At 64.8% G+C, this 26,310-nt stretch carries 20 protein-coding genes and 1 tRNA gene; 5 read left to right on the forward strand and 16 right to left on the reverse strand.

The window, feature by feature from the left end:
• Positions 1-76: 76 nt before the first annotated feature.
• The 7 genes from pknB to QMK22_RS05290 all read right to left on the reverse strand — a co-directional run bounded on the left by pknB (position 77) and on the right by QMK22_RS05290 (position 8,938).
• On the reverse strand, positions 77-1,771 hold the full coding sequence (pknB, locus tag QMK22_RS05260) for a Stk1 family PASTA domain-containing Ser/Thr kinase (protein ID WP_283496573.1): 1,695 nt from the start codon (positions 1,769-1,771) through the stop codon (positions 77-79).
• A gap of 77 nt (positions 1,772-1,848) precedes the next feature.
• The gene (locus tag QMK22_RS05265) at positions 1,849-3,552 is read right to left on the reverse strand and encodes a protein kinase domain-containing protein (protein WP_283496574.1); all 1,704 of its coding nucleotides are present in this window, start codon (positions 3,550-3,552) and stop codon (positions 1,849-1,851) included.
• Positions 3,549-5,000, reverse strand: coding sequence for a peptidoglycan D,D-transpeptidase FtsI family protein (locus QMK22_RS05270; protein ID WP_283496575.1), 1,452 nt, complete (start codon positions 4,998-5,000; stop codon positions 3,549-3,551). Before QMK22_RS05270 ends, QMK22_RS05265 begins: the two co-directional genes overlap by 4 nt.
• Positions 5,000-6,391: an FtsW/RodA/SpoVE family cell cycle protein gene (locus QMK22_RS05275; protein ID WP_283496576.1), complete on the reverse strand. Its 1,392-nt coding sequence runs from the start codon at positions 6,389-6,391 to the stop codon at positions 5,000-5,002. The genes QMK22_RS05270 and QMK22_RS05275 overlap by 1 nt, the downstream gene beginning before the upstream one ends.
• Positions 6,384-7,613, reverse strand: a complete 1,230-nt coding sequence (locus QMK22_RS05280) for a PP2C family protein-serine/threonine phosphatase (protein ID WP_283496577.1) — start codon at positions 7,611-7,613, stop codon at positions 6,384-6,386. The genes QMK22_RS05275 and QMK22_RS05280 overlap by 8 nt, the downstream gene beginning before the upstream one ends.
• Before the next feature lie 3 nt (positions 7,614-7,616).
• Entirely contained in the window at positions 7,617-8,183 is a 567-nt protein-coding gene (locus QMK22_RS05285) for an FHA domain-containing protein FhaB/FipA (protein ID WP_283496578.1), read from the reverse strand.
• Positions 8,180-8,938 carry an FHA domain-containing protein gene (locus tag QMK22_RS05290; RefSeq protein WP_283496579.1) on the reverse strand — a complete coding sequence of 253 codons (759 nt, stop codon included), beginning with the start codon at positions 8,936-8,938 and terminating at the stop codon, positions 8,180-8,182. The genes QMK22_RS05285 and QMK22_RS05290 overlap by 4 nt, the downstream gene beginning before the upstream one ends.
• Positions 8,939-9,198: 260 nt before the next feature.
• Here QMK22_RS05290 and QMK22_RS05295 point away from each other — a divergent pair.
• Both QMK22_RS05295 and QMK22_RS05300 read left to right on the forward strand, forming a co-directional pair.
• Positions 9,199-9,282, forward strand: a tRNA-Leu gene (locus QMK22_RS05295).
• Positions 9,283-9,519: 237 nt separating this feature from the next.
• A complete protein-coding gene (locus QMK22_RS05300) occupies positions 9,520-10,437 on the forward strand; it encodes a cytochrome b/b6 domain-containing protein (protein WP_283496580.1) in 918 nt (305 codons plus the stop codon).
• Here the strand turns inward: QMK22_RS05300 and QMK22_RS05305 are convergent.
• The 3 genes from QMK22_RS05305 to mmsB form a co-directional block, all read right to left on the reverse strand.
• On the reverse strand, positions 10,418-11,218 hold the full coding sequence (locus QMK22_RS05305) for an EI24 domain-containing protein (protein WP_283496581.1): 801 nt from the start codon (positions 11,216-11,218) through the stop codon (positions 10,418-10,420). The genes QMK22_RS05300 and QMK22_RS05305 overlap by 20 nt on opposite strands.
• An 85-nt stretch (positions 11,219-11,303) precedes the next feature.
• The gene (locus QMK22_RS05310; protein ID WP_283496582.1) at positions 11,304-12,788 is read right to left on the reverse strand and encodes a CoA-acylating methylmalonate-semialdehyde dehydrogenase; all 1,485 of its coding nucleotides are present in this window, start codon (positions 12,786-12,788) and stop codon (positions 11,304-11,306) included.
• 30 nt (positions 12,789-12,818) lie between these two features.
• A complete protein-coding gene (gene mmsB, locus QMK22_RS05315) occupies positions 12,819-13,721 on the reverse strand; it encodes a 3-hydroxyisobutyrate dehydrogenase (protein ID WP_283496583.1) in 903 nt (300 codons plus the stop codon).
• A gap of 114 nt (positions 13,722-13,835) precedes the next feature.
• On the opposite strand from mmsB, the gene QMK22_RS05320 reads away from it, so the two are divergent.
• Complete coding sequence (locus QMK22_RS05320) at positions 13,836-14,738, forward strand: LysR family transcriptional regulator (protein ID WP_283496584.1); 903 nt, start codon at positions 13,836-13,838, stop codon at positions 14,736-14,738.
• 94 nt (positions 14,739-14,832) lie between these two features.
• Here QMK22_RS05320 and QMK22_RS05325 read toward each other — a convergent pair whose 3' ends face one another.
• The gene (locus tag QMK22_RS05325) at positions 14,833-16,221 is read right to left on the reverse strand and encodes an MFS transporter (protein ID WP_283496585.1); all 1,389 of its coding nucleotides are present in this window, start codon (positions 16,219-16,221) and stop codon (positions 14,833-14,835) included.
• Between the two features lie 193 nt (positions 16,222-16,414).
• Between QMK22_RS05325 and QMK22_RS05330 the strand changes: the two genes are divergently transcribed.
• Positions 16,415-17,056 (forward strand): hypothetical protein, encoded by a 642-nt coding sequence (locus QMK22_RS05330; protein WP_283496586.1) that lies wholly within the window; start codon positions 16,415-16,417, stop codon positions 17,054-17,056.
• 4 nt (positions 17,057-17,060) lie between these two features.
• Here QMK22_RS05330 and QMK22_RS05335 read toward each other — a convergent pair whose 3' ends face one another.
• The 5 genes from QMK22_RS05335 to QMK22_RS05355 form a co-directional block, all read right to left on the reverse strand.
• Positions 17,061-18,518: a DHA2 family efflux MFS transporter permease subunit gene (locus QMK22_RS05335; RefSeq protein WP_283496587.1), complete on the reverse strand. Its 1,458-nt coding sequence runs from the start codon at positions 18,516-18,518 to the stop codon at positions 17,061-17,063.
• 223 nt (positions 18,519-18,741) lie between these two features.
• Positions 18,742-21,258 (reverse strand): excinuclease ABC subunit UvrA, encoded by a 2,517-nt coding sequence (locus QMK22_RS05340; RefSeq protein ID WP_283496588.1) that lies wholly within the window; start codon positions 21,256-21,258, stop codon positions 18,742-18,744.
• A gap of 51 nt (positions 21,259-21,309) precedes the next feature.
• Positions 21,310-22,950 (reverse strand): AMP-binding protein, encoded by a 1,641-nt coding sequence (locus QMK22_RS05345; RefSeq protein ID WP_349360638.1) that lies wholly within the window; start codon positions 22,948-22,950, stop codon positions 21,310-21,312.
• Positions 22,951-23,016: 66 nt separating this feature from the next.
• Positions 23,017-24,201, reverse strand: coding sequence for an acyl-CoA dehydrogenase family protein (locus tag QMK22_RS05350; protein WP_283496589.1), 1,185 nt, complete (start codon positions 24,199-24,201; stop codon positions 23,017-23,019).
• Between the two features lie 71 nt (positions 24,202-24,272).
• Positions 24,273-25,022 carry a TetR/AcrR family transcriptional regulator gene (locus QMK22_RS05355; protein ID WP_283496590.1) on the reverse strand — a complete coding sequence of 250 codons (750 nt, stop codon included), beginning with the start codon at positions 25,020-25,022 and terminating at the stop codon, positions 24,273-24,275.
• Positions 25,023-25,152: 130 nt separating this feature from the next.
• On the opposite strand from QMK22_RS05355, the gene QMK22_RS05360 reads away from it, so the two are divergent.
• A complete protein-coding gene (locus QMK22_RS05360; RefSeq protein WP_283496591.1) occupies positions 25,153-26,259 on the forward strand; it encodes a LacI family DNA-binding transcriptional regulator in 1,107 nt (368 codons plus the stop codon).
• The last annotated feature ends 51 nt before the right edge of the window (positions 26,260-26,310 follow it).

The raw sequence follows: 26,310 nt of genomic DNA on the forward strand, positions 1-26,310 counted from the left end.
CGGCAACTGGGCCCATGATCTATCGTGGGCCCGCTGGGCCCGGGCCCGGTCGCATTCAGGAGGGGGCAGGAGCGGGCTAGGAGCGGGCGCAGTAGGTGAGCGTGATCTCGGAGTGCTGGGGGACGTCGCCGGGCGGGAGGGACTGCGTCTTGATCGGGGAACCGGACTCCTGGTCGCAGGTGTAGTCGGCCTTGGAGATGGGTGAGAAGCCGTCGTTGCTGACCAGGTCGATCGCTGCGATGAGCGACTGGCCCGTGAGATCTCCGAGGGTGACGAGACCGCTCGACACGATGTAGTCGACCGTGTCGCCGGCGAACGCCGAAGATGTGGCCGTCGGATCGGTGCGCAGAATGATGTCGGCGGCCACGGTGGGAGAATTCTCGGAGGTGACCGACCCGGACACGAAACCGAGTGCTTCGATCGCGGCCTGGGCATCCGCTATGGGCTGATTGGTGACGTCGGGAACCACGACCGGCACCGGCCCGGTCGATACGAAAACCTTGATCACGTCGGACGGGTTGACGATGGTGTCGGCCGGTGGGTCGGTGCGAATGACCTGATCGGCCGGAACGGTGGTGCTGGATTCTTCGGCGCGGGTGGCCGCAAGATCCAGATCAAGGAGGGTGTTTTGAGCCTCGTCGTAGGTCTGTCCGGTGAGGGAGGGCACCTGGCGGGAGCTGTCGGGCAGTTCCACCGAGGGTTGCAAATTCGCGACCCAGATCATGACCGCGACGACGATCACGATGACGCAGACGATGCCGGCCCAGACCCAGATGACCGGTGGGCGCCGCTGCGTGCGCACCATCGTCTGGTCTTCGGAGAGCTGTTTGAGGGCCAGCGCCGAACCGGTCACTGCAACGGGAGCGGCGCCGAACAGGCCGGCTCCGACCTCTTCGCCGGAACGGTGGATAGGAATTTGGCCGGAGCCGGCGGTTTCGACGTCATTGCGAAACTCGACCGCGCTCTGGTAGCGGGCGAAACGGTCCTTGGCCAGGGCATGCAGCACAACGGAGTCGAGAGCCGGCGACACCTTGGGATTGAGCGCTGACGGCTTGACCGGCGTTTCGCTGACGTGCTGGTACGCGACGGCGACGGGAGTGTCTCCGCGAAACGGGGGACGCCCGGTGAGCATTTCGAACAGCACCACACCGGTCGAGTACAGGTCGGTGCGGGCGTCGACGGATTCGCCCTTGGCCTGTTCGGGCGAGAAGTAGGCGGCGGTGCCGAGAATCGCCGTGGTCTGGGCGACGGTGGTCGCCGAGTCGGAGATGGCGCGGGCAATGCCGAAATCCATCACCTTGACCTGGCCGGACTTGGTGATCATGATGTTGCCGGGCTTGATATCCCGATGCACCACACCGGCACGGTGCGAATATTCGAGGGCGGTCAGGACACCGTCGATGATGCGAACGGCCTCGGCGGCGTCGATCGGACCTTCCCGAATAATGTCCTTGAGCAGTCGGCCGTCGACGTGTTCCATGACGATGAACGGAATCTGCGAATCGTTCCCGGCCTCGTCGGTGACGGTCTCTTCGCCGGCATCGAACACCCGCACGATCGTGGGGTGGGCCATGCGCGCTGCGGCCTGTGCCTCCTGGCGAAAGCGGGTGCGAAAGGCCGGGTCAGCCGCGAGAGTCGACTTGAGCAGCTTGATCGCGACCGTGCGGCCGAGTCGGGAATCCGTGCCGATGTGCACGTCGGACATGCCGCCGTGGCCGAGCAACGCCCCGACACGATAGCGACCCGCTATCAAACGGCCAGAATCAGACACGAACGCACTCCCCCACAATCGGACACCGTATTCAGGATGGACACAGTGAGCGCTACTTTACCGCACGGCATTGGGAGTTATGCCGGGGGCGCGGCTGCGCCTGTCACCTCAACGGTGGCCGTGGGAGAGAACTCGGAACTGACCTGGCCACAGAAGTAGCGGAACTTGACCTTGAACTGTTCCGTTCCGGCGGTGATGGTAGCCGTCGTCGTTTCGGCATCGGTCGGGTTGGTCGAGGTGATGACGGCAGCACCGCCCTCGGTGGCGATCTCGTAGCCGGCCAGTGTCTGGCCGGTCGGGCAGGTCTGGGCGTTCCATTTCACCGTGACCGTACCGGCCGGAGCGACCGGTGAGGGCGTTGCTGTCGGGGCCGATGAGGGGGTGCTTGGCGTGGCCACCGGTCCATAGACCGTGAGGCTCACCGTGCTGCCGGCCGGAACCGGGCCGGTGGGGTTGACCCGGTAGACCTTGTCGACGTTCTCGCTGGTGTCGGCGGCATTACCCGTGACGATGTCGGCGACGAAACCCATGTCGACAAGCTTGGCCGCGGCCTCAGCACTGCCCAGTCCGGTGAAGTCTTCGGGATTGACCGACGTATTGGTGGGCGTCGGGCTGGGCGTGGGACTGGGCGTCGGTGACGGCGTCGGTGACGGCGTCACCGAGGGGGTCGCCGAGGTCGGCGCCGGGGCCGGGGTGTCGTTGTTCTGGGTGAACAGGGCGTAGAGCGTGCCGGTGAGCACGATCACGAGCAGCGCGACGAGGGCAATGAGCGGCCAGGTCCACGGGCTGCGCTTCTTCTTCTCCGCTTCGGAGGCGGTAGCGGACGCCCGGTTGATGGGGGCGCCGGTGGCCGGAAGCACGGTCGTGGCCTGATCGGAACCACTGCCGGGCATGAGCATGGTCGCGCTCGTTGCCGTGAGTCCGCCCAGAATCGACGGCACGGCTACGGCCGCGGCAGCGACATCACCACGGCGTAGAGCGGATGCCGCGCGCGCCAGGTGAGCGGCCGATGCCGGACGGTCGGCCGGGTTCTTGGCCAGGCAGGCGAAGACCAGGTTGCGCACGGGTTCGGATACCGTGGCGGGCAGATCGGGTGCGATCTCGTTGATCTGGGCCATGGCGATCGCGACCTGCGACTCACCCGTGAACGGACGGCGACCGGCGAGGGACTCGTAGGCGACGATTCCGATGGAATAGATATCGGTGGTCGGCGATGCCGGGTGCCCGCTGGCCTGTTCGGGCGAGAGATATTGCACGGTGCCCATGACCTGGCCGGTCGCGGTGAGCGGAACCTGATCGGCGATGCGGGCGATGCCGAAGTCGGTGATCTTGACCCGGCCTTCGGGCGTGATCAGCAGGTTGCCGGGCTTGATGTCGCGGTGCACGAGGCCCGCGGCGTGGGCGGCGTGCAGCGCCAAGGAGGTCTGCGCGACAATGTCGAGCACCTTGTCGGTGGGCAGGACGTGCTCGCGCTCGAGAATGGTCGACAGCGCTTCGCCGGGAACAAGTTCCATGACGAGGAAAGCGCTGCCGTCTTCTTCGCCGTAGTCGAAGACATTCGCAATGCCCTCGTGGTTGACGAGCGCGGCGTGGCGCGCCTCGGCGCGGAAGCGCTCAAGAAACCCCGGATCGCCGAGGTATTCGTCTTTCAAAATTTTGATGGCGACGCTACGCCCGATGACGAGGTCGGTGGACTTCCACACCTCGCCCATGCCGCCAATCGCAATGCGCGATTGCAGCTCGTATCGTCCCCCGAAGGTGAGCCCTGCTGTGGGTCTCATTTGTTCAGCACCGCCTCTAGTACTTTCTGTGCGACTGGTGCGGCAAGAAGGTTGCCGAACCCGGTTTGTCCCATTCCCCCACCATCCTCAATGAGAACGGCAATGGCATATTTCGGGTCGTCCGCCGGTGCGAAACCGGTGAACCACAAGGTGAAAGGATCGGTTGACCCGTTCTGCGCCGTGCCTGTTTTTCCTGCCACGTCAACCCCGTCTATTCTTGCATTGCTCGCCGCGCCATCCTGAACGTTATTGATCATCATTGCTGTGAGTGTCGCGGCGGTTTCTTCGCTCATCACTCGCTCGACCTGCGTTGGTTCAAAGGTTTCGATGGAACTGAGGTTGGGCGCGAGAATCTCCTGCACCAGGTTCGGCGCCATCAGGACACCGCCATTGGCGATGGCACCACTGACCATGGCCATCTGCAGCGGGGTCGCCCGTACGTTGTACTGACCAAAGGCTGACTGCGCCGTCTGCGGAATATCGAGGCTGCTCGGGTAGTTGCTCGCCGTGACGGGCAGGGGAATGTTGAAAGAACTGTTGAAACCGAATTTCTCGGCGGTTTCCCGAATTGCCGCGTCGCCGAGCTCCAGGCCGAGCTCGGCGAAGGGAATATTGCAGGAGAGCCGCAGCGCGGTGGCGAGGGTGACGGTATCGCCGGCCCCGCAGGTTCCGTTGCTGGCATTGCGAATTTCACTGGTCGTACCCGGCGGGCTGAACACGTCGGGGTTGGGAAAGGTGCTCTCCGGGGTGTACTTACCCGATTCGAGCGCGGCGGTCGACATTACGAGTTTGAAGACGGACCCGGGCGGGTTGAGAGAATTGATCGCACGGTTGATCAGCGGATCGTTCTCGTCGGCGACGAGCGCATCGTAGTTCGCGGTGACCTCGGCGTTGTTGTGCACCGTGAGCAGATTCGGGTCGAAGCTCGGCTTGGAGACCATGGCCAGGATACGGCCGGTGGCCGGTTCCGTGACGACAACCGATCCGGTGCGGTCGCCGAGGGCATCCCACGCTGCCTGCTGGGCGATGGGATCGATGGTAACTTCGACGGCGGCACCCTTGGGGTCCTGGCCGGTGACCAGAGCGCCGATCTTGTCAAAGAACTGGGAATTGGAGGTACCGGTGAGCTCCGGATTCAGGGCGGATTCGAGCCCGGTCGGTTGGCCGTTGATCGGGATATAACCGGTGATCGGTGCGTACAGTTCGGGGTTGGTATAGGTGCGCAGAAACTTGAAATCGTCATCCGCCGGCATGGACTGTGCGATCGGTTCGCCGGCCACCAGGATGGCACCGCGCTCAACCTGATAGCTGTCATACAATGTGCGGGTATTGCGCGGATCGGCTGACAGGTTGTCGGCTTGAAACGCCTGCACGATCGACGTCGAGCTGAGGAGCGCAACGAACATCAGCATCACGACGATGCTGACGCGCTTGAGTTCGCGATTCACTAGACCACCAGCCGGGGTTGATTGCGCACGGTGTCGGAGAGCCGCAGCAGCAGTGCCGCGATGATCCAGTTCGCCACCAGCGAAGAACCGCCGGCGGCCAGGAATGGAGTGGTCAATCCGGTGAGGGGAATGACCCGGGTGACACCGCCGATGACGATGAAGCATTGCAGGGCAACGACAAAGGCGAGGCCCACAGCGAGGAGTTTGCCGAAGTCGTCCTGACCGGCGAAGCCGATACGGAAGCCTCGAGCCACGAACAGCAAATACAGGGCGAGGATGGCGAAGATTCCGGCGAGGCCGAGTTCCTCGCCGAGGCTCGCGATGATGTAGTCACTTTGCGGTACCGGAGTGAGCTCCGGACGGCCCTGGCCCCATCCGGTGCCGAGCAGCCCGCCCTTGGCCAGGCCGAACAGGCCCTGCACCAGCTGAAAGCTGCCGCCGTTCGCCTCGTAGACGTCGGGATTCAAAGCATCCAGCCAGTTGGTGAAACGGCCGTTGACGTAATCCAGGGTCTGGCTGGCCAGTAGCGCGCCGCCGAGAAAGAGCCCCATGCCCATGATGACCCAGCTCAGGCGACCGGTGGCGAGGTAGAGCATGACCAGGAACAGTCCGAAATAGAGCAGGGCGGTGCCGAGGTCGCGCTGAAAGATAATGACGGACATGGACAGTGCCCAGACCACGAGGATCGGACCGAGGTCGCGCAGGCGGGGAAAACGCGCGCCGAGAAACTTCTTGCCGACCATGGAAAGACTGTCGCGGTTACGCACGAGATATCCGGCGAAGAACACGGCGAGGGCGATCTTGGCGATTTCACCGGGCTGGAAGGTTCCCAAACTGCCAAAGCCGATCCAGACCCTGGCGCCGCTGATCTCCCGACCGAGACCGGGAACGAGCGGCAGGAAGAGCAGCAACACACCGATAAGCCCGGCGATGTAGGTATAGCGAAACAGCACGCGGTGGTTGCGAATAACCAGAAGAACGACGATGGCGCTGAAAATGGCCAGGGCGCTCCACGCTGTCTGGCGCACGGCGGCACTGCCCCACCCGGCCTGCTGGTCGGCGATATCGATGCGGTAGATCATCGCGATGCCCAGCCCGTTGAGCACCGTGGCAATCGGCAAAATGAACGGGTCGGCGTCGCGGGCGACGAACCGCAGCACGACGTGCAGGCTCAGCACCAAAACGGACAGGCCGGCGCCAAGGAGCACGAGGGTCGGATCGAGTTCGCCGAGAGCTCCGAGCTGAACGAGCATGACCGCGCTCGCGTTGATGAGGCAGGCGACGAGCAGCAGGAATAGTTCCAGGTTGCGCAGCTTTTGCGGCAGGTGCAGGCGACGCACCGGTTCGTTGGACGGCTGCTGGCGCACCAGTTCGGTGGCTGCGTTACTCAACGATCGCACCCTTCAGTCGCGTGATGATGGCCATGGCGTCGTCGAGGGAATCAGCATTGATGGTCTGCTCGACCTGCTGACGGTCGTAGACGCGCAGATCGGCGAGGTTGAGGTCGGTGTCTTCGTAGACGCTGGACAGCTTGATCGGGCCGATGTCCTGCTGCACGCCCTGATAAATTGCGACGGTGGAACCGTCGACACCCACGTAATAGCGCGTTTGGGTCCATTGGTAGCCCAACACAGCGGTCGTGACGATGCTGAGCACAAGCAGAATCACCCCGAACAGCCAGGTGGCCTTGCGGCGGCGCGCGCGCCGAGCATCCTCTTCGATCAGTTCGGAGAGATAGTCCTGCGAATCGGGCTCGAAGTGGGTTTCGCGCACCGGGTGCAGTCGCAGGGCCGGGATGCGCAGGGCCCGGTTGCGGCCCGGTTCCTCACCGAAGGCGAGCGGGTTCGCGGCGGAGCCGACGACCATCGGGCTGTCGGTGCGCGCGACGTTCTCACCGATATCAACGATGACCACGGTCACATTGTCGGGGGCGCCGCCGTCGAGGCTCTCCTTGACGAGCAGGTCGGCGACGTCTTGCGCGTTCGCTCCGCTCGCCAGGGCGGAGGCCATGGCGGTGTGTGAGACCACGCCGGTGAGGCCGTCGGAGCAGAGGAGCCAGCGGTCGCCGGCAATCGTGGCCAAAATCGAGGTATCGATCTCGGGGCTCGCTTCGACGTCGCCGAGCACGCGCATGAGCACGGAACGGCGGGGATGCACCATGGCTTCGGCTTCGGTGATGCGGCCGCTGTCAACCAGACGTTGCACGAAGGTGTGGTCGATGGTGATCTGGGAGAGTTCGTTGTCCCGGAGCAGGTAGATGCGCGAATCGCCGATATGGGCAATCGCTACCTCGTTCTCGAGCACGACGATGGCACTGACGGTGGTGCCCATGCCGGTCAGCTCGGCGTGTTCGAACACCGTCTCGGCGAGTTGGGCGTTGGCTCCGATCAGGGCAGCCTGCAGGGCGAATTCGGCGTCCTGAGCGCTCGTGTACGGCTTGTCGGCCTCGATGATGCGTTTGGTGGCGATCGACGACGCGACGTCGCCGCCGGCGTGGCCGCCCATGCCGTCGGCGACCACAAACAGGTTGCGTCCGGCGTACCCGGAGTCCTGGTTGTTGGAGCGAATCTTGCCGACGTGCGATGCGGCTGCGCTGTGACTGACCGTTGCCATGTCTTACCGCCGAAGCTCGAAGCTGGTGGCACCGATCTTCACGGAGGCGTTCAGGGGAATCTTGGTCGGGACGGTGACGCGGGATCCGGCCAGGAATGTGCCGTTGGTGGAGTCCAGGTCTTGCAGCATCCACTCGTCGTTCCAGAGCATGAGGCGAGCGTGGTGCGTGGAGGTGTAGTCATCGCGGATGACCAGGCTCGAGTCGCTCGAACGACCGATGGTGATCGTTTCGGTGCCGAGCGGAAACTCGGTACCGGCCTTCGGACCACTCGTGATGACCAGGCGGGTGGTGTTCTGGCTCGTGGCCTGTCCAGCGCCGGCGGCCGGGCTCGCCCGTGCGGCCGGCGCTGGGACGGCTGTGGGAGCGGGAGCGGGAACGGGGGCCGGTGCGGCCGGAAACGCAGCGGCGGGAGCAGCGGCCGGTGCGGCGGCGGCATCCGTTTTCATTTTGCGTACCCGGTGACCGAACAGGTCGCTGCGCAGGGCATAGACGATTCCGAAGATGAACATCCACAGCAGGAGCAGAAAGCCGATGCGCAGCACCAGCAGGGTGAGTTCGCTGACATTCATGCGTTGGGTCCCCAGAATCCGCCCATGTCGTGGCGTTCCGTTCCCGGGTCGGCGGGCGGGGCGGCGCGCGGAACCTCGCGAGAGTCGTCTGCGGCCTGAGCCAGCACACGGAACACGATGCGGGTGCGGCCGATGGTGACGACCGAATCGGGCTCCAGGATGGCCTGGCTGACCGGGGAGCCGTTGAGCTGGGATCCGTTGGTCGAGCCGAGGTCGCGCACCTGCGCGCGGGAGCCGTCCCAGAGAATTTCTACGTGGCGGCGTGAGGTGCCGGTGTCATCGACGGTGATGTCGGCGTCGGAGCCGCGACCGATCACGGTGCGGGCCTTGACCAGCGGATAGCGGGTGCCGTTGATGTCGAGTATCGGAGTCCAGGCGACGGTGCTCTTGACCGAGCTCGAGTCGATCTGCACCATGCCCTCACTGAGCGATCGGTCATCTTGCAGGGTGATATCGATGCCGCCGGTGAACTGGTAGCCCTGCTCGGTGCCGTGTTTTTGCACGAGCGCGGTGAGCTCGTCAATAAGCGTGACGCCGAGCGCGCTCATGCGGGCGTAGTCGGTGTGGGACATGCGCACGGTGAAGCGATTGGGCGCCAGAATGCGATCCCGCGCGACTACAGCGGCCTTGGTGTCGAGCTCACGACGCAGCGCGGAGGTTATTTCCACCGGCTGCAAGCCCGATCGAAAGGTCTTGGCGAACGCTCCGTTGACGGCGCGCTCCAAGCCTTTTTCAAAGTTATCCAGTATGCCCACAGGTCTCCCGATCCGGTCCGTTTGGCTATGAGCATGTTACTTGTCTCGGGTGACAACGCGCCTTAGGGCGCAAACGGCACGAACAGTCATACTACCCGTGGAGGGTCCCGGATCGAATTCCGCGCCCATTATGGGCATTCCGTAGGACTTTTTTTTGGTGTGGCGGGGCCGGCCCCACTGCGGCAGGAGGCTTTGGTCGCGGCGGCGGCGCATCGTCGAATGGCGCTGACCCCCTTTGCAGTGTTAGCATTCCTAAGTTCGCGCGAGTGGCGGAATTGGCAGACGCGCTGGCTTCAGGTGCCAGTGTTCGAAAGGACGTAGGGGTTCAAGTCCCCTCTCGCGCACTGCGGATTGGTTGCGGTTAGCCGCACAATCCATGCGAACAGTCAGGGCCTCCGAGAAATCGGAGGTCCTGTGTCGTTAAGGCACGGTGTTGGTTACGCACGATCGTTTCGGCATTGTGACCTGCCGCGTCAGGGTTCGACACGACGAACGGCCGGACAAGTAGCCTTGCGGGGACGCCACGGTACTCTGCCCGGCGGGAACGGATGGCGATGACGACGCGAGCCTCCAGGCCGAGAATGTTTCGGCCGAATCGGTGGTTTCGGCTGGCCTGGATGGTGCCGGCCGCGCTCGTAGTGGCGGCTGTCGTTGTGCTCGCGGCCAATGGAGTGCGCGCCGTTCCTGCGGTCGAATCGTTTATGCGCAGTTACCCCGGTGTCGGCGCAAACCCGGCGGCGACGCCGATCGGGATTCCGGCCTGGCTGGCCTGGCAGCACGGGCTGAACGCCTTTTTCCTCTTCTTCGTCATTCGCACCGGGTGGCAGGTGCGCACCACCAAGCGCCCGTCCATATTCTGGACGCGCACGAATACGGGAATATTCCGCACCGGGAATGCCCCGATTCGCATCACCCTCGACCTCTGGCAGCACATCGTCTTCGACACCCTGTGGATGGTGAACGGCGTCGTGTTCTACGTCGTGCTGTTTTCGACGGGTCAATGGCTGCGAATCGTACCCACCAGTTGGGATGTCCTACCCAACGCGCTGTCGGCCGGCTTGCAATACGCCTCACTCAACTGGCCGACCTCGGCCGGCTGGGTGCACTACAACGCTTTACAGCTGCTGAGCTATTTCGTGGTCGTGTTCATCGCCGCTCCCCTCGCCCTCGTGACGGGCCTGCGCATGTCGCCGGGACTCTCGGCGCGGCTTCGGAGGCTCGACCGGGTTTTTCCCCTGCCCGTGGCGCGCCGGCTGCACTTTGCGGTGCTGGTCTTCTTCGTGGCCTTCATCATCGTGCACGTTCTGCTCGTGCTCACCACCGGAGCCCGCGCCAATCTCAACCACATGTATGCGGCGCGCAATGACGGTGGCTGGCTCGGCGTCTGGATTTTTGTCGCGGCGGTTCTGCTCACGGCCGCGATCTGGGTGGGCGCGCGCCCCAATGTCGTTCGTGCCATCGCCGCTCGCAGCGGCCGCATCATTCACCGGAAGCGCTAGACCCCGACGTTGACGAGGTGAGGACATCCCGGCTGAGCATGGCCGCCCCGGCGACCGCCGCCGGCATCACGATGACCGCCGCGCCCGGAATCAAAAACAAGAGATAGGTGAGCACCCCGAAACCGAGGCTGCGGGCTCGGCGGGTGCGCAGCATCCGCTTGCGCTGGCCGAGGGTGAAACCGCGGGCGTCGAAAGCGAGACCGGTGAGTTCGAGAGTGAGGATCCAGCCACCGAAGACCGCTCCGAGAATGAGAGCGATCAGCTGGCCGAGGCCGGGAATGAAGCCGCACAGCAGCAGCCCGATCGCGACCACAATAGCCAGGCCGACCAGCCGCAGGGCGTCGGCCACGGAACGCAGAATGCCGCGCAGCAGACCGGGTGAGCGCTCTGCCGGCGGGTTGCCGAGATTGTTCTCGACGTCGTGCCAGATGCGCTCATAAAAAGGATCGCCCGCGATCAGCGTTACGGCCACAAAGCTGTAGGCCAGCACGAGGATGCCGGCGGCCGCAGCGGCGGCGCCGGCCACGATGCGCATACCGGTGCGCCAGGGCTCGTCCCAGCCACTCGCGAACGGGCTGAGCGCCACGGCGATGGTTTCGAGATTGACGAACAGCAGCACGCTGCCGGCGAGATAGGCAATGCCCACGATGAGGGCGGGCAGCGCGCCGAGCAGCATCAGCCGCGGCGAGGTGACCCACAGCTGAAGACCGCGACCGAGAAACGCGGTTCCGGCGAAGAACTCGCGGGTGGCGGTGGACGTGGTGGTGGAGTCGGGCGGCACTGTCACACCCTAACTCGCCGGCCTGACGCGGGCGGGCCCCCGGCAATGCGGGGACCCGCCCGATCCGACGCCGGAGTTCAGCGACCTAGGCCATCTGCGGAAAACCGAGGTCGATCTCCGAGGTGGCCGGGTCGGGCCAGCGCGTGGTGACGACCTTGCCGCGGGTGTAGAAACGGATGCTGTCCGGCCCGTACATGTGCGCATCGCCGAACAGCGAGTTCTTCCACCCGCCGAACGAGAACGATCCGACCGGCACCGGAATCGGCACGTTGATACCGACCATGCCGGCTTCGATCTCGAACTCGAACTGCCGGGCCGCACCGCCGTCGCGGGTGAACAGCGCGACACCGTTGCCGAATTCGTGCTCGTTTACGAGGGTGACGGCCTCGTCGAAGGTGTCAACGCGCACGACCGACAGAACCGGGCCGAAGATCTCGTCGTCGTAGACCTTCATGCCCGGGGTGACATGGTCGATCAGGCTGACGCCGAGAAAGAATCCCTCGCTGTCGAAGTGCTGTGTTCGGCCGTCGACGACCATCGTGGCGCCGGCCGCCTCGGCGCCGGCCAGGTAGGAGGCGACCCGGTCGCGGTGTTCGCCGGTGATGAGCGGGCCCATCTGCGAGGTTGGATCGGTTCCGGGGCCGACGATGAGCTGTGTCATGCGCTTTTCGATGGCGGCGACGAGGTTGTCGGCGATGCCGCCGACGGCCACGAGCACGCTGACAGCCATGCAGCGTTCCCCGGCGGACCCGTAGGCGGCGTTGATCGCGGCATCCGCTGCCATCTCCAGGTCGGCATCGGGCAGCACTACCATGTGGTTTTTCGCCCCGCCGAGCGCCTGCACGCGCTTGCCGTTGGCGGCCGCCCGGCTGTAAATGGATTTCGCGATCGGGGTGGACCCGACGAAGCTGATCGCCTTGACCTCGGGGTTGTCGAGTAGTTCGTCGACGGCCTCCTTGTCGCCCTGCACGACGTTGAGCACGCCGGCGGGCAGGCCGGCCTCGGCGAAGATTTCAGCGATGAAGATGGCCGATGACGGGTCTTTCTCACTCGGTTTCAGCAGCACGGTGTTGCCGCAGGCGAGGGCGCTGCCAATCATCCACAGCGGCACCATGGCCGGAAAGTTGAACGGGGTGACGCAGGCGACAACGCCCACGGCCTGGCGCACCGAGTGCACGTCGATTCCGGTGGAGACCTGCTGCGAGAAATCGCCCTTGAGCATGTGGGACAGCCCGGTGGCGAATTCAATGTTTTCGAGCCCGCGGGTGATCTCGCCGGCCGCATCGGAGAGCACCTTGCCGTGCTCGCTGGTGAGGATCGCCGCGAGTTCCGGCGTACGCTCGGCGAGCAACTCGCGCACCTTGAAGAAGATGGCCGTGCGCTTGGCCATGCTGCTGGCCCGCCATGCCGGCAGGGCCGCCGCAGCGGAATCGATGGCGTCGATCACGACAGCGCGGGAGGCCAGAACGACCTGCTTCTCCTGTACGCCGGTAGCCGGGTTGAACACGGGGCCGAATCGTTCGGCCGAATCGACGCGCGCTCCGTTGATGAAGTGGGGAATTGTTTGCATGAGAGGGTGCTTTCTGGTGGGTGTCGGGGTTCAGGCGCTCGGCTGCAGGGTGCCGTCGACGAGCTTGACGATCATGGAACAGTCCTTGCCGCCCTCGCCCTCATCGATCAGCCGCTGGAACAGTTCGGCGACGTGCTCGCCGATTTCAAGCGGGGTGTTGGTCGCTTTGGCTGCTGCGATTGCCAGGCCGATGTCTTTGCTCGCGAGGGCGGTGGTGAAGGTCGGGGCGAAATCCCGGTTGGCCGCGGCCGTCTCGATGACGTCCTTGATCGGGTACCAGGTGCGCAGCGCCCAGCTGTCACCCGATGACACGGATGCGATATTCCAGAAGACCTGCTTGTCCAGTCCCAGCCGCTCGGCTAGAACGGCGCCCTCGGCGGTTGCGGCCAGGTTGATGAACAGCATGAGGTTGTTGCAGATCTTCGCGGCCTGCCCGGTCGTGGCCCCGCCGGTGGGGATGATATTGGCCGCCATCGGCTGGATGAAGCCTGTGGCGTCGGCGACCGCACCGGCCTCGCCGCCGATCATGAAGGTAAGCGTTCCCGCGGTGGCGCCGCTGATGCCGCCCGAGACCGGGGCATCGACGAAACGAAAGCCCGCTGCCGCTGCGGCATCGTGCAGGGCCTGGGCGGTCTCCATGTCGATCGTCGAGGAATCCACCAACAGGGTTGACGTGTCGGTCGTGGCCAGCACACCGTCGTCTCCGAAATACACGGCGCGGGCGTGCTCGCCCTTGGGCAGCATGGTGAAGACGACGTCGGCACCGGCGACGGCGTCGGCAATGCTCTCGGCGGCGGTGACGCCGGCCGTGACGGCCGCGGCGAGGGCATCCGGATTCAGATCGAACCCACGCACCTCGTGGCCGGCGGCCACCATATTTGCTGACATGGGTCCACCCATGTTGCCTAACCCGATCCAGGCGACTACTGACATGAAAGCTCCTTTGCTTGTCTACTCGCTCCACCTTCGCAGCCGGATAGAGTGCAATCAAGGCAATATTTCACAGGGGGTATGTGCGCAGATGCACATACATGAAAGGATTGATCCGTGAGTACACACCAGCTTCCGAGCCCGAATGACCTGCTCGTTCTGCTCACCGTGGCCCGGCTCGGCCGGTTCAACGCGGTCGCCGAGGCGCTCGGCACCACCCACACGACCATTTCGCGGCGCATCCTCTCGCTCGATCAGGAGCTCGGCGGCCGCACGCTTGAGCGCAGCCCGCACGGCTGGGAACTGACCGAGCTGGGTCGGCATGCCGTTGATGCGGCCGAAGCGATCGAAGACCGGCTCGGCGCCCTGACCACGGCGATCAGCCAGACGGATCCGCTGTCGGGGCTCCTGCGCATCAGTACGATCGACGGGTTCGGGGCCGAGATCGTCACACCGGCGCTCGTGAAGCTGCAGCAGAGCCACCCCCGCATCAATATTGAAATGTTCAGCGCTACCCGCAAGGTGAGCCAGAACCGATCGGGCGTTGATCTCGAGATTGTGGCCGGACGTAACGACGTGAACAACGCCCAGGCGATGTTTCTCACCAACTATTTTCTGCGGCTGTATGCCAGCCGCGAGTACCTGCTGCGGCGCGGTGTGCCCGGGTCGCTCGACGATATTCGGTCGCACGGCTTCGTATCGTACGTCGAGAGCGCCCTGCTCGTGACCGACCTCGGCCATCGGTCGTCGCAGTTGCCGGAGCCCGCCACGACCTTTCAATCGACCAGCCTGTTCGCGCAGCTGGAGGCGGTACAGGCGGGCGCCGGGATCGGGCTGTTGCCCAATTTCTTGGTGCACGACCGGCCCGAATTCGTTCCCGTGCTGCCCGATGACTTTCAGCGTCAGTTGCCGATCTGGGCGGTCGTGCGAGCCGAATCGTTGCGCTCGCCCGTGGTGCGCGCCGCGATCGAAGCGATCTCCCGCGAGATTGCGCACCGACCGACGGCCTTCACCGACTGACGGCCTTCACCGACTGACGGCCTTCACCGACTGATGGAGGGGGCGCGGCGCGAAGCGGCGACCCGATAAGGAGATCGGGCCGCCGCTGCACCCGTTAGCGGCTGGGCGCGCCAGCGAGGTCTGCGGAGGCGGCACGATCGGCCGACTCGACGGCATCCGCTGCGTCAATGTCGTGCAGCGACAGGCCGCGGGTTTCTTTGAGGGTCAGCACCACGATGGCCGTGAGGAGGCAGGCCGACGCGAGGTAAATCGCCACCGGCACCGACGAGCCGTAGGCGGAGAGCAGGCTCACCGCGATGATCGGGGCGATGGAGCCCGCGATGACCGACGTGACCTGGTACCCGAGTGAGACCCCCGAGTAACGCATGCGGGTGGGGAACATCTCGGCCATGATGGCGGGCTGGCCGGCGTACATGAGGGCGTGAAAGAGCAGGCCCATCATGATGGCGAGGATGATGATCATGTCGTTCGCCGTATCCATCATGGGGAAGGCGAAGAAACCCCAGGTGCCGGCGAACACGGCACCCGTGAAGTACAGCGGACGACGGCCGAACCGGTCGGACAGGTGACCGACAATGGGAATCACGATGAAATGTACGGCGTGCGCGATGAGCAGGAGGAGCAGAACACGGGAGGTGTCCATCTGCACGATGATCTTCAGATAGGTGATCGAGAAGACCACGACGAGGTAGTACAGGATGTTCTCGGCGAAGCGCAGGCCCATGGCGGTGAACACCCCGCGCGGGTAGCGGCGGAAGACCTCGATAATGCCGAAGCCCTTGTCCTGTTCGACGACCTCCTTCTGCGCCTTGAGAAAGATCGGCGCATCACTGACCTTGGTGCGAATGTAATAGCCGACGAGCACGATCACGGCGGAGAGCCAGAACGCGACCCGCCAGCCCCAGCTGAGGAACGCCGCATCGGAGAGCGTGGTGGCGAGTACGAACAGTACGGCGGTGGCGAGCAGGTTGCCCATCGGCACCGCGGCCTGCGGCCAGCTGGCCCAGAATCCGCGCGACTTCGCGGGGCTGTGCTCGGCGACGAGGAGAACTGCGCCGCCCCATTCGCCGCCGACCGCGAAGCCCTGGATGAAGCGCAGGAGCACGAGAAGAACCGGTGCGAGGTAGCCGATCTGTTGGAACGTCGGCAGGCAGCCCATCAGGAAGGTGGCGACTCCGACCAGTACGAGGCTGAACTGGAGCAGGCGTTTGCGGCCGAACTTGTCACCGAAGTGGCCGAAGACGATGCCGCCGATCGGGCGGGCCAGAAACCCCACCGCATAGGTGGCGAATGCGGCGATAATGCCTTCGAGTTCGGTGCCCGCGTTCGGAAAGAACAGGGTGCCGAAGACCAGGGTGGCCGCGGAAGCGTACAGAAAGAATTCATACCATTCGACGACCGTGCCGGCCATGGAGGCCGCAACGACCTTCTTTAATCCGGATGACTGCACACCGTTTCGGGTGTCGGCTCTGGACGTACTCATGTAATTTCCCCCTCGTGTCTTCATTGACACAACGTGCGCGCACGTCGTTTGGCTCGTCTCAGCTTGCGTGCCGGTTGGGGAGCTGTCAAAGTCGATTCGCACAGACGGTTTGTGCAGAAATGCACATTTTGTCGCGGGGAATGCGTGCGGCACCGGTATTCTCGACAGAACGAACCATGAGGTGGGAGCAACCGTGACGCACGCGCATCCGCTGCACGTCGACCTTGAAGTGGCCTGCTTGTGCTGCCTCGCGCCGCAGCCTTTTCACTTCACCTCGCTGAGTGACCAGGTGGTCTGCGCGCTCTGTGTGCGCCATATCGGAGCCGAGAAGAGTGAGCGCCGCGATCTCGAACATGTGCGAATGTGGGCTGCCCGCTGGGCCGCGTCCGAGGTCGCACAGGAGGAGTACCGCGTTGAAACGGATGCCCTGCTCGTGACCCGAGACCAGCACCTGACCGCGCTGCGCGACCAGGTCGCCGAGCTCACCGCGCTCGTTGCCGGTCAATTCTCGGCCGGGATCGACGGGGTGCGGAGCTTGCTGCAGAACGATCTGGTCAAGCGCGCCGAACGCAACACCGAGCTTGCCCGGCGCCAGATCGACTGGGCCATGGCCGGACTCTGGCGCATCGAGCTGCTGCACCACGACGATCCGGCCCGGCCCGAGAAATGCTCCTGCGGCCGCACAGCCGGCACCTGCGCCGAGAGCACCGCGATCGACTCGCTCCGGCAGGCGCTGCGCGACTGGGAGAAGAAGAACGTGGCGCTGTTGCAGGACGGCCGTCGGCATGGACTGCCTGGCGATCACCCGGCGGTGCTGGCCCAGCGCATCCGCTGAACGGCTAGTGCGCCGGTGTGCTCTCGACGGCATCGCCGAGCGGGGGGCGTCGTACGAGGAATGCGGCGGGGATCGCGACGAGCGAGATGATGGCGCCGCACAGGAACGCACCGCGGATGCCGGAGGCAATAGCGGAGACCTCGGAGACACCCTGTGCCATCAGGTCGGCGGACTGCGAGGTCATGACCGCAATGAAGAGGGCCGTTCCGGCGGCACCGGCGAGTTGTTGGACGGTGCCGACGACCGCGCTGCCGTGAGAGTACAGGCTGGGCTTGAGGGAGCCGAGCCCCGCGCTGAACAGCGGAGTGAACAGCAGCGCGAGGCCGGCGCTCATCGTGATGTGGGCGAGCATGAGCATCCACGGCGGCGTCGTTTGTGCCAGCATGGTCATCGCCCAGAAGGCAGCGCTGACCAAAATCGAGCCGGGAACCAGCAGAATCGTCGTGCCGCGACGGTCGTAAATACGACCCACGAACGGCGCGAGCAGCCCCATGGTTAGGCCGCCCGGAAGCAGGAGCAGCCCGCTGGCGAGGGCCGTCATGCCGAGCACGTTCTGCATGTACAACGGCAGCAGAATAATGGTGCCGAACAGGGCGAGCATGCTGATGCCGAGCATGGAAATCGCGAGCGTGAAATTGCGTGAGTTGAACGTGCGCAGGTCGAGCAGGGCGCGATCGGTGCGCTGCAGGTGCACTTGGCGCAAAATGAACACGGCGAGAGCGATCAGCCCGACGCCGAGTGGCAGCCAGCCGGCAGCGGATGCGCCGCCCAGGTTGCTCAACCCGTAGACGAACCCGCCGAAGCCCAATGCCGAGAGAATGATCGAAATCACGTCGATCGGGATTGTGCGCGGTGTCGTCACGTTCTGAATGCGTGCGGCGCCGAGCAGGAGGGCGCCGACGGCGATGGGCAGCACCAGCAGAAACATCCAACGCCAGTCGAGCACGCTCAGGATGAGGCCGGAGATGGTCGGGCCGATCGCCGGGGCGACGGAGATGACGATGGAAATATTGCCCATCGTTTTGCCGCGCGAGGCCGGTGCGACGAGAGTCATCACGGTCGTCATGAGCAGCGGCATCATGATGGCCGTTCCGCTGGCCTGCACGATGCGGCCGATGAGCAACACCTCAAAGCCCGGCGCGAGTGCGGCGACTAGGGTGCCGGTGCTGAACAACGTCATGGCGGTAATGAACACGGGGCGGGTGTGGAACCGCTGAATCAGAAAACCGGTGATCGGAATGACGACGGCCATTGTGAGCATGAACGCCGTGGTCAGCCACTGCGCGGCGGTGGCCGTGATGCTGAGGTCTTTCATGAGGCGCGGCAGGGCCACGCCCATGATGGTTTCGTTCAAGATGACCACGAATGCGGAGATCAGCAGCAGTCGGATCACCAGCTGATTGCGTTTGGTGTCGAGGAGACCGGCCTGCGGCATCGAATCGGTGGCGGCTGGTGCGGTCATTGCTGGTCCTGACGGTCGTGCGAATAGAGGGCGGTGCGGTTCCGGGGCCGGTCGCCCCGGGGCGGGGCGGCGTGACCGGGGCGGCTCACTGTGACCGCCGCTAAATGCAGCGTTACCCCGGCCTCGAATTATTCCGCCGCCCCTGACTCAGCTTCGCGAAAGCGGGAAATTGGTTGCTTCCGGTACCGTGAAGCAACCATTTTCCCGCTTTCGCGTGACGGGGTTAGGGGAGGGGGAGGCGGAGGGGGAGGGGGAGGCGGAGGCGGAGGTAGGGGGCGGTGCGGCTGGTGGGATGGGCGGCGACCGTGGCGGGGGTACCGGCGGCGATGATGCGACCTCCGGCGTCACCTCCGGAGGGGCCGAGGTCGATCACCCAGTCGGCGGCGGCGACCACATCCATCTCGTGTTCGACCAGTACCACCGTGTTGCCGGCGTCGACCAGACGCCCGAGCTGCAGCATGAGCAGTTCAACGTCGGCCGGGTGCAGCCCGGTCGTCGGCTCGTCGAGCAGGTAGAGCGTGTGGCCGCGGCGGGCTCGTTGCAGTTCGGTCGCGAGCTTGATGCGCTGCGCCTCCCCGCCGGAGAGTTCGGTGGCGGGCTGACCGAGGCGCAGATACCCGAGGCCCACTTCGCGCAGGGTTTCGAGGCTGCGCGCCGCCACGGCGACGTCGGCGAGAAAGAGCAGCGCGACATCGACTGTGAGGCCGAGAACCTCGGCGATGCTCTTGTCGCGGTAGGTCACCTCGAGGGTTTCAGAGTTGTAGCGCGCTCCGCCGCAGTCGGGGCAGGGCGCGTAGCTACCCGGCAGAAAGAGCAGCCCGACGGCCACGAACCCTTCACCGAGGCACGTTTCGCAGCGGCCGCCGGCCACGTTGAAGGAGAACCGTGAGGCGGTGTAGCCGCGCGCCCGCGCCTCATCGGTAGCGGCAAACGTGGCACGAACGGCATCGAACAGGCCGGTGTATGTGGCGAGGTTGGAGCGCGGCGTGCGCCCGATCGGCTTCTGATCCACCTGCACCAACCGATCGACGGCCTCGAGCCCGGTGACCGCGGTCACCGGCATCCGCTCAGCGAGCTCGATCTCGGCATCGGGGTCGGCGAGGTCGAGCACGGGGCCATCGTCGGGGTCGGGATGCAGGTACCGCCCGACGGCTTCGGCGAGTACCTGGCTGACCAGGGTCGACTTGCCGGAGCCGCTCACACCGGTCACGGCCGTCAGCACCCCGAGCGGAATTTGCGCGTCCAGGCCCTGCAGGTTGTGCCGGGTGATATCGGTCAGGCCTAACCAGCCCAGCGGATGCCGCAACTCGCCCCGCGTCACCGGCGTGCGGTCTGCCTCGAACAGGTAGTTGCGGGTTATGGACGCTTCGACCTCCGCCAGCCCGGCGGTGGGCCCGCTGTAGAGCACCTCGCCGCCGCCCTCGCCGGCCAGGGGGCCGACGTCGACGACCCAGTCGGCGCGTGTGACGACGTCCATATTGTGTTCGACCACGAAGACCGAGTTGCCCGAGAGCTTGAGCTGTTCGAGCACGAGCAGCAGGGGTTCGGCGTCGGCCGGGTGCAGCCCGGCCGAGGGCTCATCGAGCACGTAGATGACACCGAACAGACCCGAGCGCAGCTGCGTCGCGATGCGCAGGCGCTGCATTTCTCCCGGGGAGAGGGTTGGGGTCGACCGGCCGAGGGCCAGGTAGCCGAGACCGAGCTCGAGCAGCACATCGATGCGGCGGAGCAGGTCGCCGGCCAGGGTGACGGCCACCTCCGACGAAACGGCGGTCCCGTCGCCGGCCACGATCGGCCGCAGAATATCGACCAACGCGGTCATCGGCAGGGCGTTGAGCTCGGCAATCGAGAACCCGGCCACAGTGACGGCGAGGGCTTCGGGCTTCAGGCCGCTGCCCGCGCAGTCCGGGCAGGGGCCGGTGTCGACATAGCGCAGCGCCCGTTGCCGCACGTTCGGGCTTTTGCTGTCGGCCAGCGTGTGCAGCAGGAAGCTCTTCGCGCTCCAGAACCGGCCCTGATACGGCTTAGCGATGCGATCACGTTGCGGCACGACCTCAACCACCGGCTGTTCCTCCGTGAAGAGAATCCAGTCGCGGTCGGCACGGGAGAGTTGCTGCCACGGCGCATCGATGTCGTAGCCGAGCACGGCGACGATATCGCGCAGGTTCTTGCCCTGCCAGGCTCCGGGCCAGGCTGTGATGGCACCGTCGCGAATGCTCAGCGTGGGGTCAAGTACCATCGACGCCTCAGAAACGGTGTGGGCCATGCCCAGGCCGTGGCAGCGCGGGCAGGCGCCCATCGCTGTGTTCGGTGAGAAGGAGTCGGATTCGAGGCGACTGACGGCGGCCGCTGGATATATGCCGGCACGGGAATACATCATGCGCAGTGAGTTGGAAAGGGTCGTGACCGTGCCGACGCTCGAGCGGGAACTGGGGGTTCCTCGGCGCTGTTGCAGGGCAACGGCCGGCGGCAGCCCGGTGATCTCGTCGACGTGCGGGGTATGTCCCTGCTGGATCAGGCGCCGGGCATAAGGCGCGACCGACTCGAAAAAGCGTCGCTGCGCTTCGGCGAAGATCGTGCCGAAGGCCAGCGACGACTTGCCAGAACCAGACACCCCGGTGAACGCCACGATGGCATCGCGGGGCACATCGACGTTCACATCACGCAGGTTGTTCTCTCGGGCACCGCGCACCCGCACAAAAGAATCGGCGGAAAACGGGTTCGACTGGAGGGAAGGCATTAGACCAACTTTAGTTCGCCCGCCTGAGATTGTGTTGGTCGCGCTGCGCGACTATTTCGGCACGCTCTCTTCGGGCAGATCGCGCAGCACGACCTTCATGATCTTGCCGGTGGCCGTGCGCGGCAGGGCATCGACGAAGGTGACGAAGTCGGGCACCTTGAAAGCCGCGATGAGGGTGCGGGTGTGCGTGAGCAGATCGACCTCGGTGGAGATATGGTCGGGCCGCAGCACGACGTAAGCTTTGGGCCGCTCGCCCCACTTGGGATGCGGTATTCCCACGACAGCCACATCGAGCACCGTCGCGTGGGTCAACATGGCGTTCTCCACCTCGATCGTAGAAATGTTCTCGCCGCCCGAGATGATGATGTCCTTGGCCCGGTCCTTGATCTCGATGTAACCGTCGGCGTGCATGACACCGAGGTCGCCGGTATGAAACCAGCCACCGCGGAAGGCCTCGGCGGTGGCCTGGCGGTCCTTGAAATAGCCGAGCATGACGTTATTGCCGCGCAGGACGATCTCGCCGATCGTCTGGGCATCGGCTGGAACGTCGCGCATGTCGGCGTCAACGATGCGTGCCGATTCGGCCTGCACCATGCCAACACCCTGGCGGGAAATCTTGCGGGCACGTTCCTCCGCGGGCAGATCGTCCCACTCACGCTGGTATTCGCAGATCGTGTACGGGCCGTAGACCTCGGTCAGGCCGTAGACGTGCACGACCGTGATGCCGAGCGTGTCCAACTGCTCGATCACGCTCGGCGATGGCGGGGCGCCGGCCGTCGTGATCGCGAGCGGGGTCTCCAGCTTGTGCTTCATCGGTGCGTTGGCGATGACGCCGCACACGGTGGGAGCGCCGCACAGGTTGGTCACGCCGAGGGTATCGATGGCCGACCAGACCGATTCGGCACGCACCGTGCGCAGGCAGACGTGGGTGGCCCCGGCAGCCGTGACGGCCCAGGGCGTGCACCATCCGTTGCAGTGGAACATGGGCAGGGTCCACAGGTAGACCGAATCGCTCGTGAACTTGTTGTGGAACACCTCGCCAAAGGAGTTGAGGTACGCGCCGCGGTGGGAGTACATGACGCCCTTGGGCTTGCCGGTCGTGCCCGAGGTGTAATTGATCGAGATCACGCCGCGCTCGTCGGTGACTTCCCAGGCCAGCGGCTCATCGGAGTCATTGTCAGCCTCGGCCAGAAAGGATTCGAGCGTCTGCTGGCCGACATCGAGGCCGCTTTCGGTGACGCCGAACTCACCGTCGGAGATTTCAATGACCCCCGTCAGTGCAGTGGATGCCGCGAAGGCGTTGCCGACACCGCCGACCAGCTCGGCGTCAATGAACAGCAGGGCAGCCTCGGAGTGCTCCAGAACGTAGTGCACCTCCGGCCCGGCCAGCCGGGAATTCAACGCGACGAGCACACCGCCGGCCAGTGGAACCGCGTAGTGAGCGATGAGCATCTCGGGTATATTCGGCGCGAGGAATATAACGCGATCGCCCGGATTGATGCGGGAGCGGATGGCGTGGGCCATCCGCTCTGCCGCCCGGGAGAATTCCAGGTAGCTGTACCGACGATCGCCGTAAATGATCGCATCCTTGTTGGGGAATACTTCGGCGCTGCGCTGCAGAAACCGCATCGGCGTGAGCGGTGAGTCATTGGGTGATCCGGTGCTGCTGAGCATTGTCGAAAGGTCAATCACGGGGACTCCTTTGTCCGAAAGGTTTGCCTACACGTAGGAGGGATGAAGCGAAAGCGTAAGGGGTGCCTAGTGGAAGGCGCTGACCCCGGTCAGATCACGACCGATGAGCAGTGACTGAATGCTCTCGGTGCCTTCGTAGGTGTGAATGGATTCGATGTCGGCGAGGTGCCGAATGACGTGGTTCTCCAGCAGGATGCCATTGCCGCCGAGCATGTCGCGGGCGATGGACGCCAGATTGCGCGCTGCCCGGGTGTTGTGAAACTTGGCCAGGCTGGCCTGGATAGGACGCAGAGTGCCGGCCGCATCGAGCTCGGACAGGCGCATGCAGTGCAGCTGCATCGAGGTGAGCTCGGAGAGCATGAGGGTGAGTCGTTCCTGCACGATCTGGAATCCGGCAAGCGGCTTGCCGAACTGCACGCGCTGCTGGGCGTAGCTGAGCGCTGCCTCAAAGACCGCGGTGGCATGCCCGAGCGCCGACCAAGCCACCCCGAGGCGGGTGGCGAAGAGCACGACGGCGGTGTCCTTGAAGGTGTGCGTGCCCGGCAGTACGGCGTCGAGCGGAACGCGCACGTCGGTGAGGGTGATGCGGGCCTGGTGCACGGCGCGGAGCGAACCCTTGCCGGTCATGGTCTCGCCGTGGTAGCCGGGCAGGGACTGGTCGACCAGAAAACCGCGCACGTTGCCGTCATCGTCGCGGGCCCAGACCACGGTCACGTCGCCGACCGATCCGTTGCCGATCCACTTCTTTTCGCCGTTGATGACCCACTCGTCACCGTCGCGGTGGGCGGTGGTCTCCAGGGCCACCGAATCCGAGCCGTGGTCCGGTTCCGTCAGGGCGAAGGCGCCCAGCTTCTCGGCGCGGGCCAGGGGCACCAGCCAGGTGGCCTTCTGTTCGTCGCTGCCGAACATCGCGATGCTGCGCAGGGCGAGTCCGCCCTGCACGGCGACGACGGTTCCCATCGACCCGTCTCCGCGCGAGATCTCCATGTTCACCAGGCCGGCAGCGAGCGGCGACATCGGGGTCAGTCCCGGTCCCTCGACGCCATCGGTGAGCAGATCGAGCTCGCCGAGGCGACGAGCCAGGTGCAGCGGGTACTCCGCTTTGTCCCAGGCCTCGGTGAGCTCGTCGAGTGTCTCCACCGCAAAGGTGCGTGCCCGGCTCCAGAAGGCGCGATCGGCGTCTGGAACATCGGCGAATACGCCGTAGTAATCGGTGTCGAGCGGTGCGGAGACGTCGTAATCGGGCATCATTGCCTTTCGCAGTAGCGGGTGTGCCTACAGTTCTACCTGACACTGAGTGTCACGTCAAGTGACACTGAGTGTCAGGTTGCTGGGAATCGAAGACGATTCTCGATCGCGCGTGCGACATCTTCCGGGAGTGCGGAGGCAGGAAAGACGGCGACCAGCAGTTCGCTGGCGGGGGTGGCCGTGGCCTCGACCGTGGCGCCAGCGGGATCGAAGCGATGGCGTACGGCGTGTAACTCGGCAGCGAGACCGGCCGCATCGAGCAGCTTGCTGGAGTCACTGCCGCGGATCATGTGGCGCAGTTCGAAGTTGTGCGTGGCGGTGACGGCCGCTGCGAACTGAATCGCAATGACCGGGTCCACCTCGGGCAGGCTTCGCCGGAGATACGACGAGAAGGTCTTTTCGTAGCGCGACACCATGACCGTTTCGCGATCCCGCAGAACGGATGTCTGGCGCACGAGCAGATCCCGCGCCCGTACGATCTCCAGTCGCTCCCGAAATCGCTCGAACACGAGGGTCGCTGCTTCGCAGACGGCCAGCCAGGGATCAGGATGCGCGGCCGCGAAATAGTCATCGATCTGCTCGAGCAGCTCGTCGTGATCGGCGAAGATCACGTCGTCTTTCGACCGGAACTGACGAAAGAAGGTGCTGCGGGACACCCCGGCGGCCGCGGCGATTTGCGTGGTGCTTGTGGCTTCATAGCCCTGGGCGTGAAAAAGCCCCACGGCAATGTCGGCGACGGCGACACGGCTGCGGGCATCCGTTGGCCTGGGGGAGGCAGAGCGCCCGAAATCGTTCGGCGCGGTTGGGGCAGACGGATCAGACATGGTCTGGCGAAATTAGCACGGAACGGCAAACGTAAACTTCAGTACCTTGCCAAGGGCGAGCGTGGCCGGCGTGGATTTTTGGGGTTATAGGATGAGAAATGCAGCGCGCGCACGATCATTGGAGGGCACCGTGGCCAAGGCATCGACCGTGTACGACGTGGCTGGTCACGCGGGGGTGTCGATCGCAACCGTCTCTCGCGTACTTCGTCGTCCCGACGATGTACGCGCATCCACTCGAGATAAAGTGCTCGCTTCGGTCGCGGAACTCGGATATGTCCCCAGTGCCAATGCTCGGGGGCTGGCCGCGCGTCGCACCGGCGTTCTTGGTCTCTACTTTCCGAACCTTGATGCCATGGAAGAGCTGGACGACGGTGAATTCGATGCGTCGAGTCTCGTTGAGGTAGTTCAGGATATTCCCGATTCCGGTCTGGTGCGACCGCCGAACCTGTATTTTGACGAGGTGCTCCGCGGCAGCGAGCTGGAGGCGTGGCGGCAGGGTTTCGCCCTCATGGTCGGCGTGGGGCGGGTGGCTTACCCTGCCGATATGGTCAATGATATTGCCGGCCGTGTCGATGGGATGGCCGTGCTCGCGCAGAGCATTCCTGACTCCGTGCTCCAGCACGTGTCGAGGCGTATTCCGATCGTGTTAATCGCCGGACCACGGCGCGGCGATAGTTATGACCACGTCAGTGTCAGCAACTCCGAGGGCATGGGCGCGCTCACGACCCATCTGCTCGATTCCTTGGCCGTGACGGATTTTGCCTACGTGGCCGGCCCGGACGACTCGCCCGACGGCGCCGAGCGGTATTCGGGCTTTCGGCAGGCGCTGCATTCGCGTGGGCTGGATCCGGATGCCCGGCCCGTCTTGCACGGCGGATTCTCCAGGCAGCGTGGGCGCGAGGTCGCGACGCAACTAGTGAACGACGGCAAGCTGCCGCGCGCCCTCGTGTGCGGCAATGATCAGATGGCTCTGGGCGCCCTCGACGTCTTGCGAGCGCACGGTGTGCGGGTGCCCGACGAGGTGATTGTGACCGGCTTCGACGGTATCGAAGCCGGTCAAACGTCGTCGCCGCGTCTGACGACCGTGCGCCAGCCCATGGTCGACCTCGGTCGGGCGGCCATGCGGGTGATGCTCAGTCGATTGGAGGATCCGAAGCAGCCGCCCATCTCTGTGCGGCTCCCCGTCAAGGTGCTGCTGCGTGAGAGTTCCGAAGGGCCCGTCGACTCGTCGAGCTGAGTTTCGGCGCCGATTGACGATGCTTGCAACCGAAACTGTATGCGCATACAC

Origin of the sequence: Cryobacterium sp. PH29-G1 (assembly GCF_030063365.1) — a bacterium.
GTDB lineage: Bacteria > Actinomycetota > Actinomycetes > Actinomycetales > Microbacteriaceae > Cryobacterium.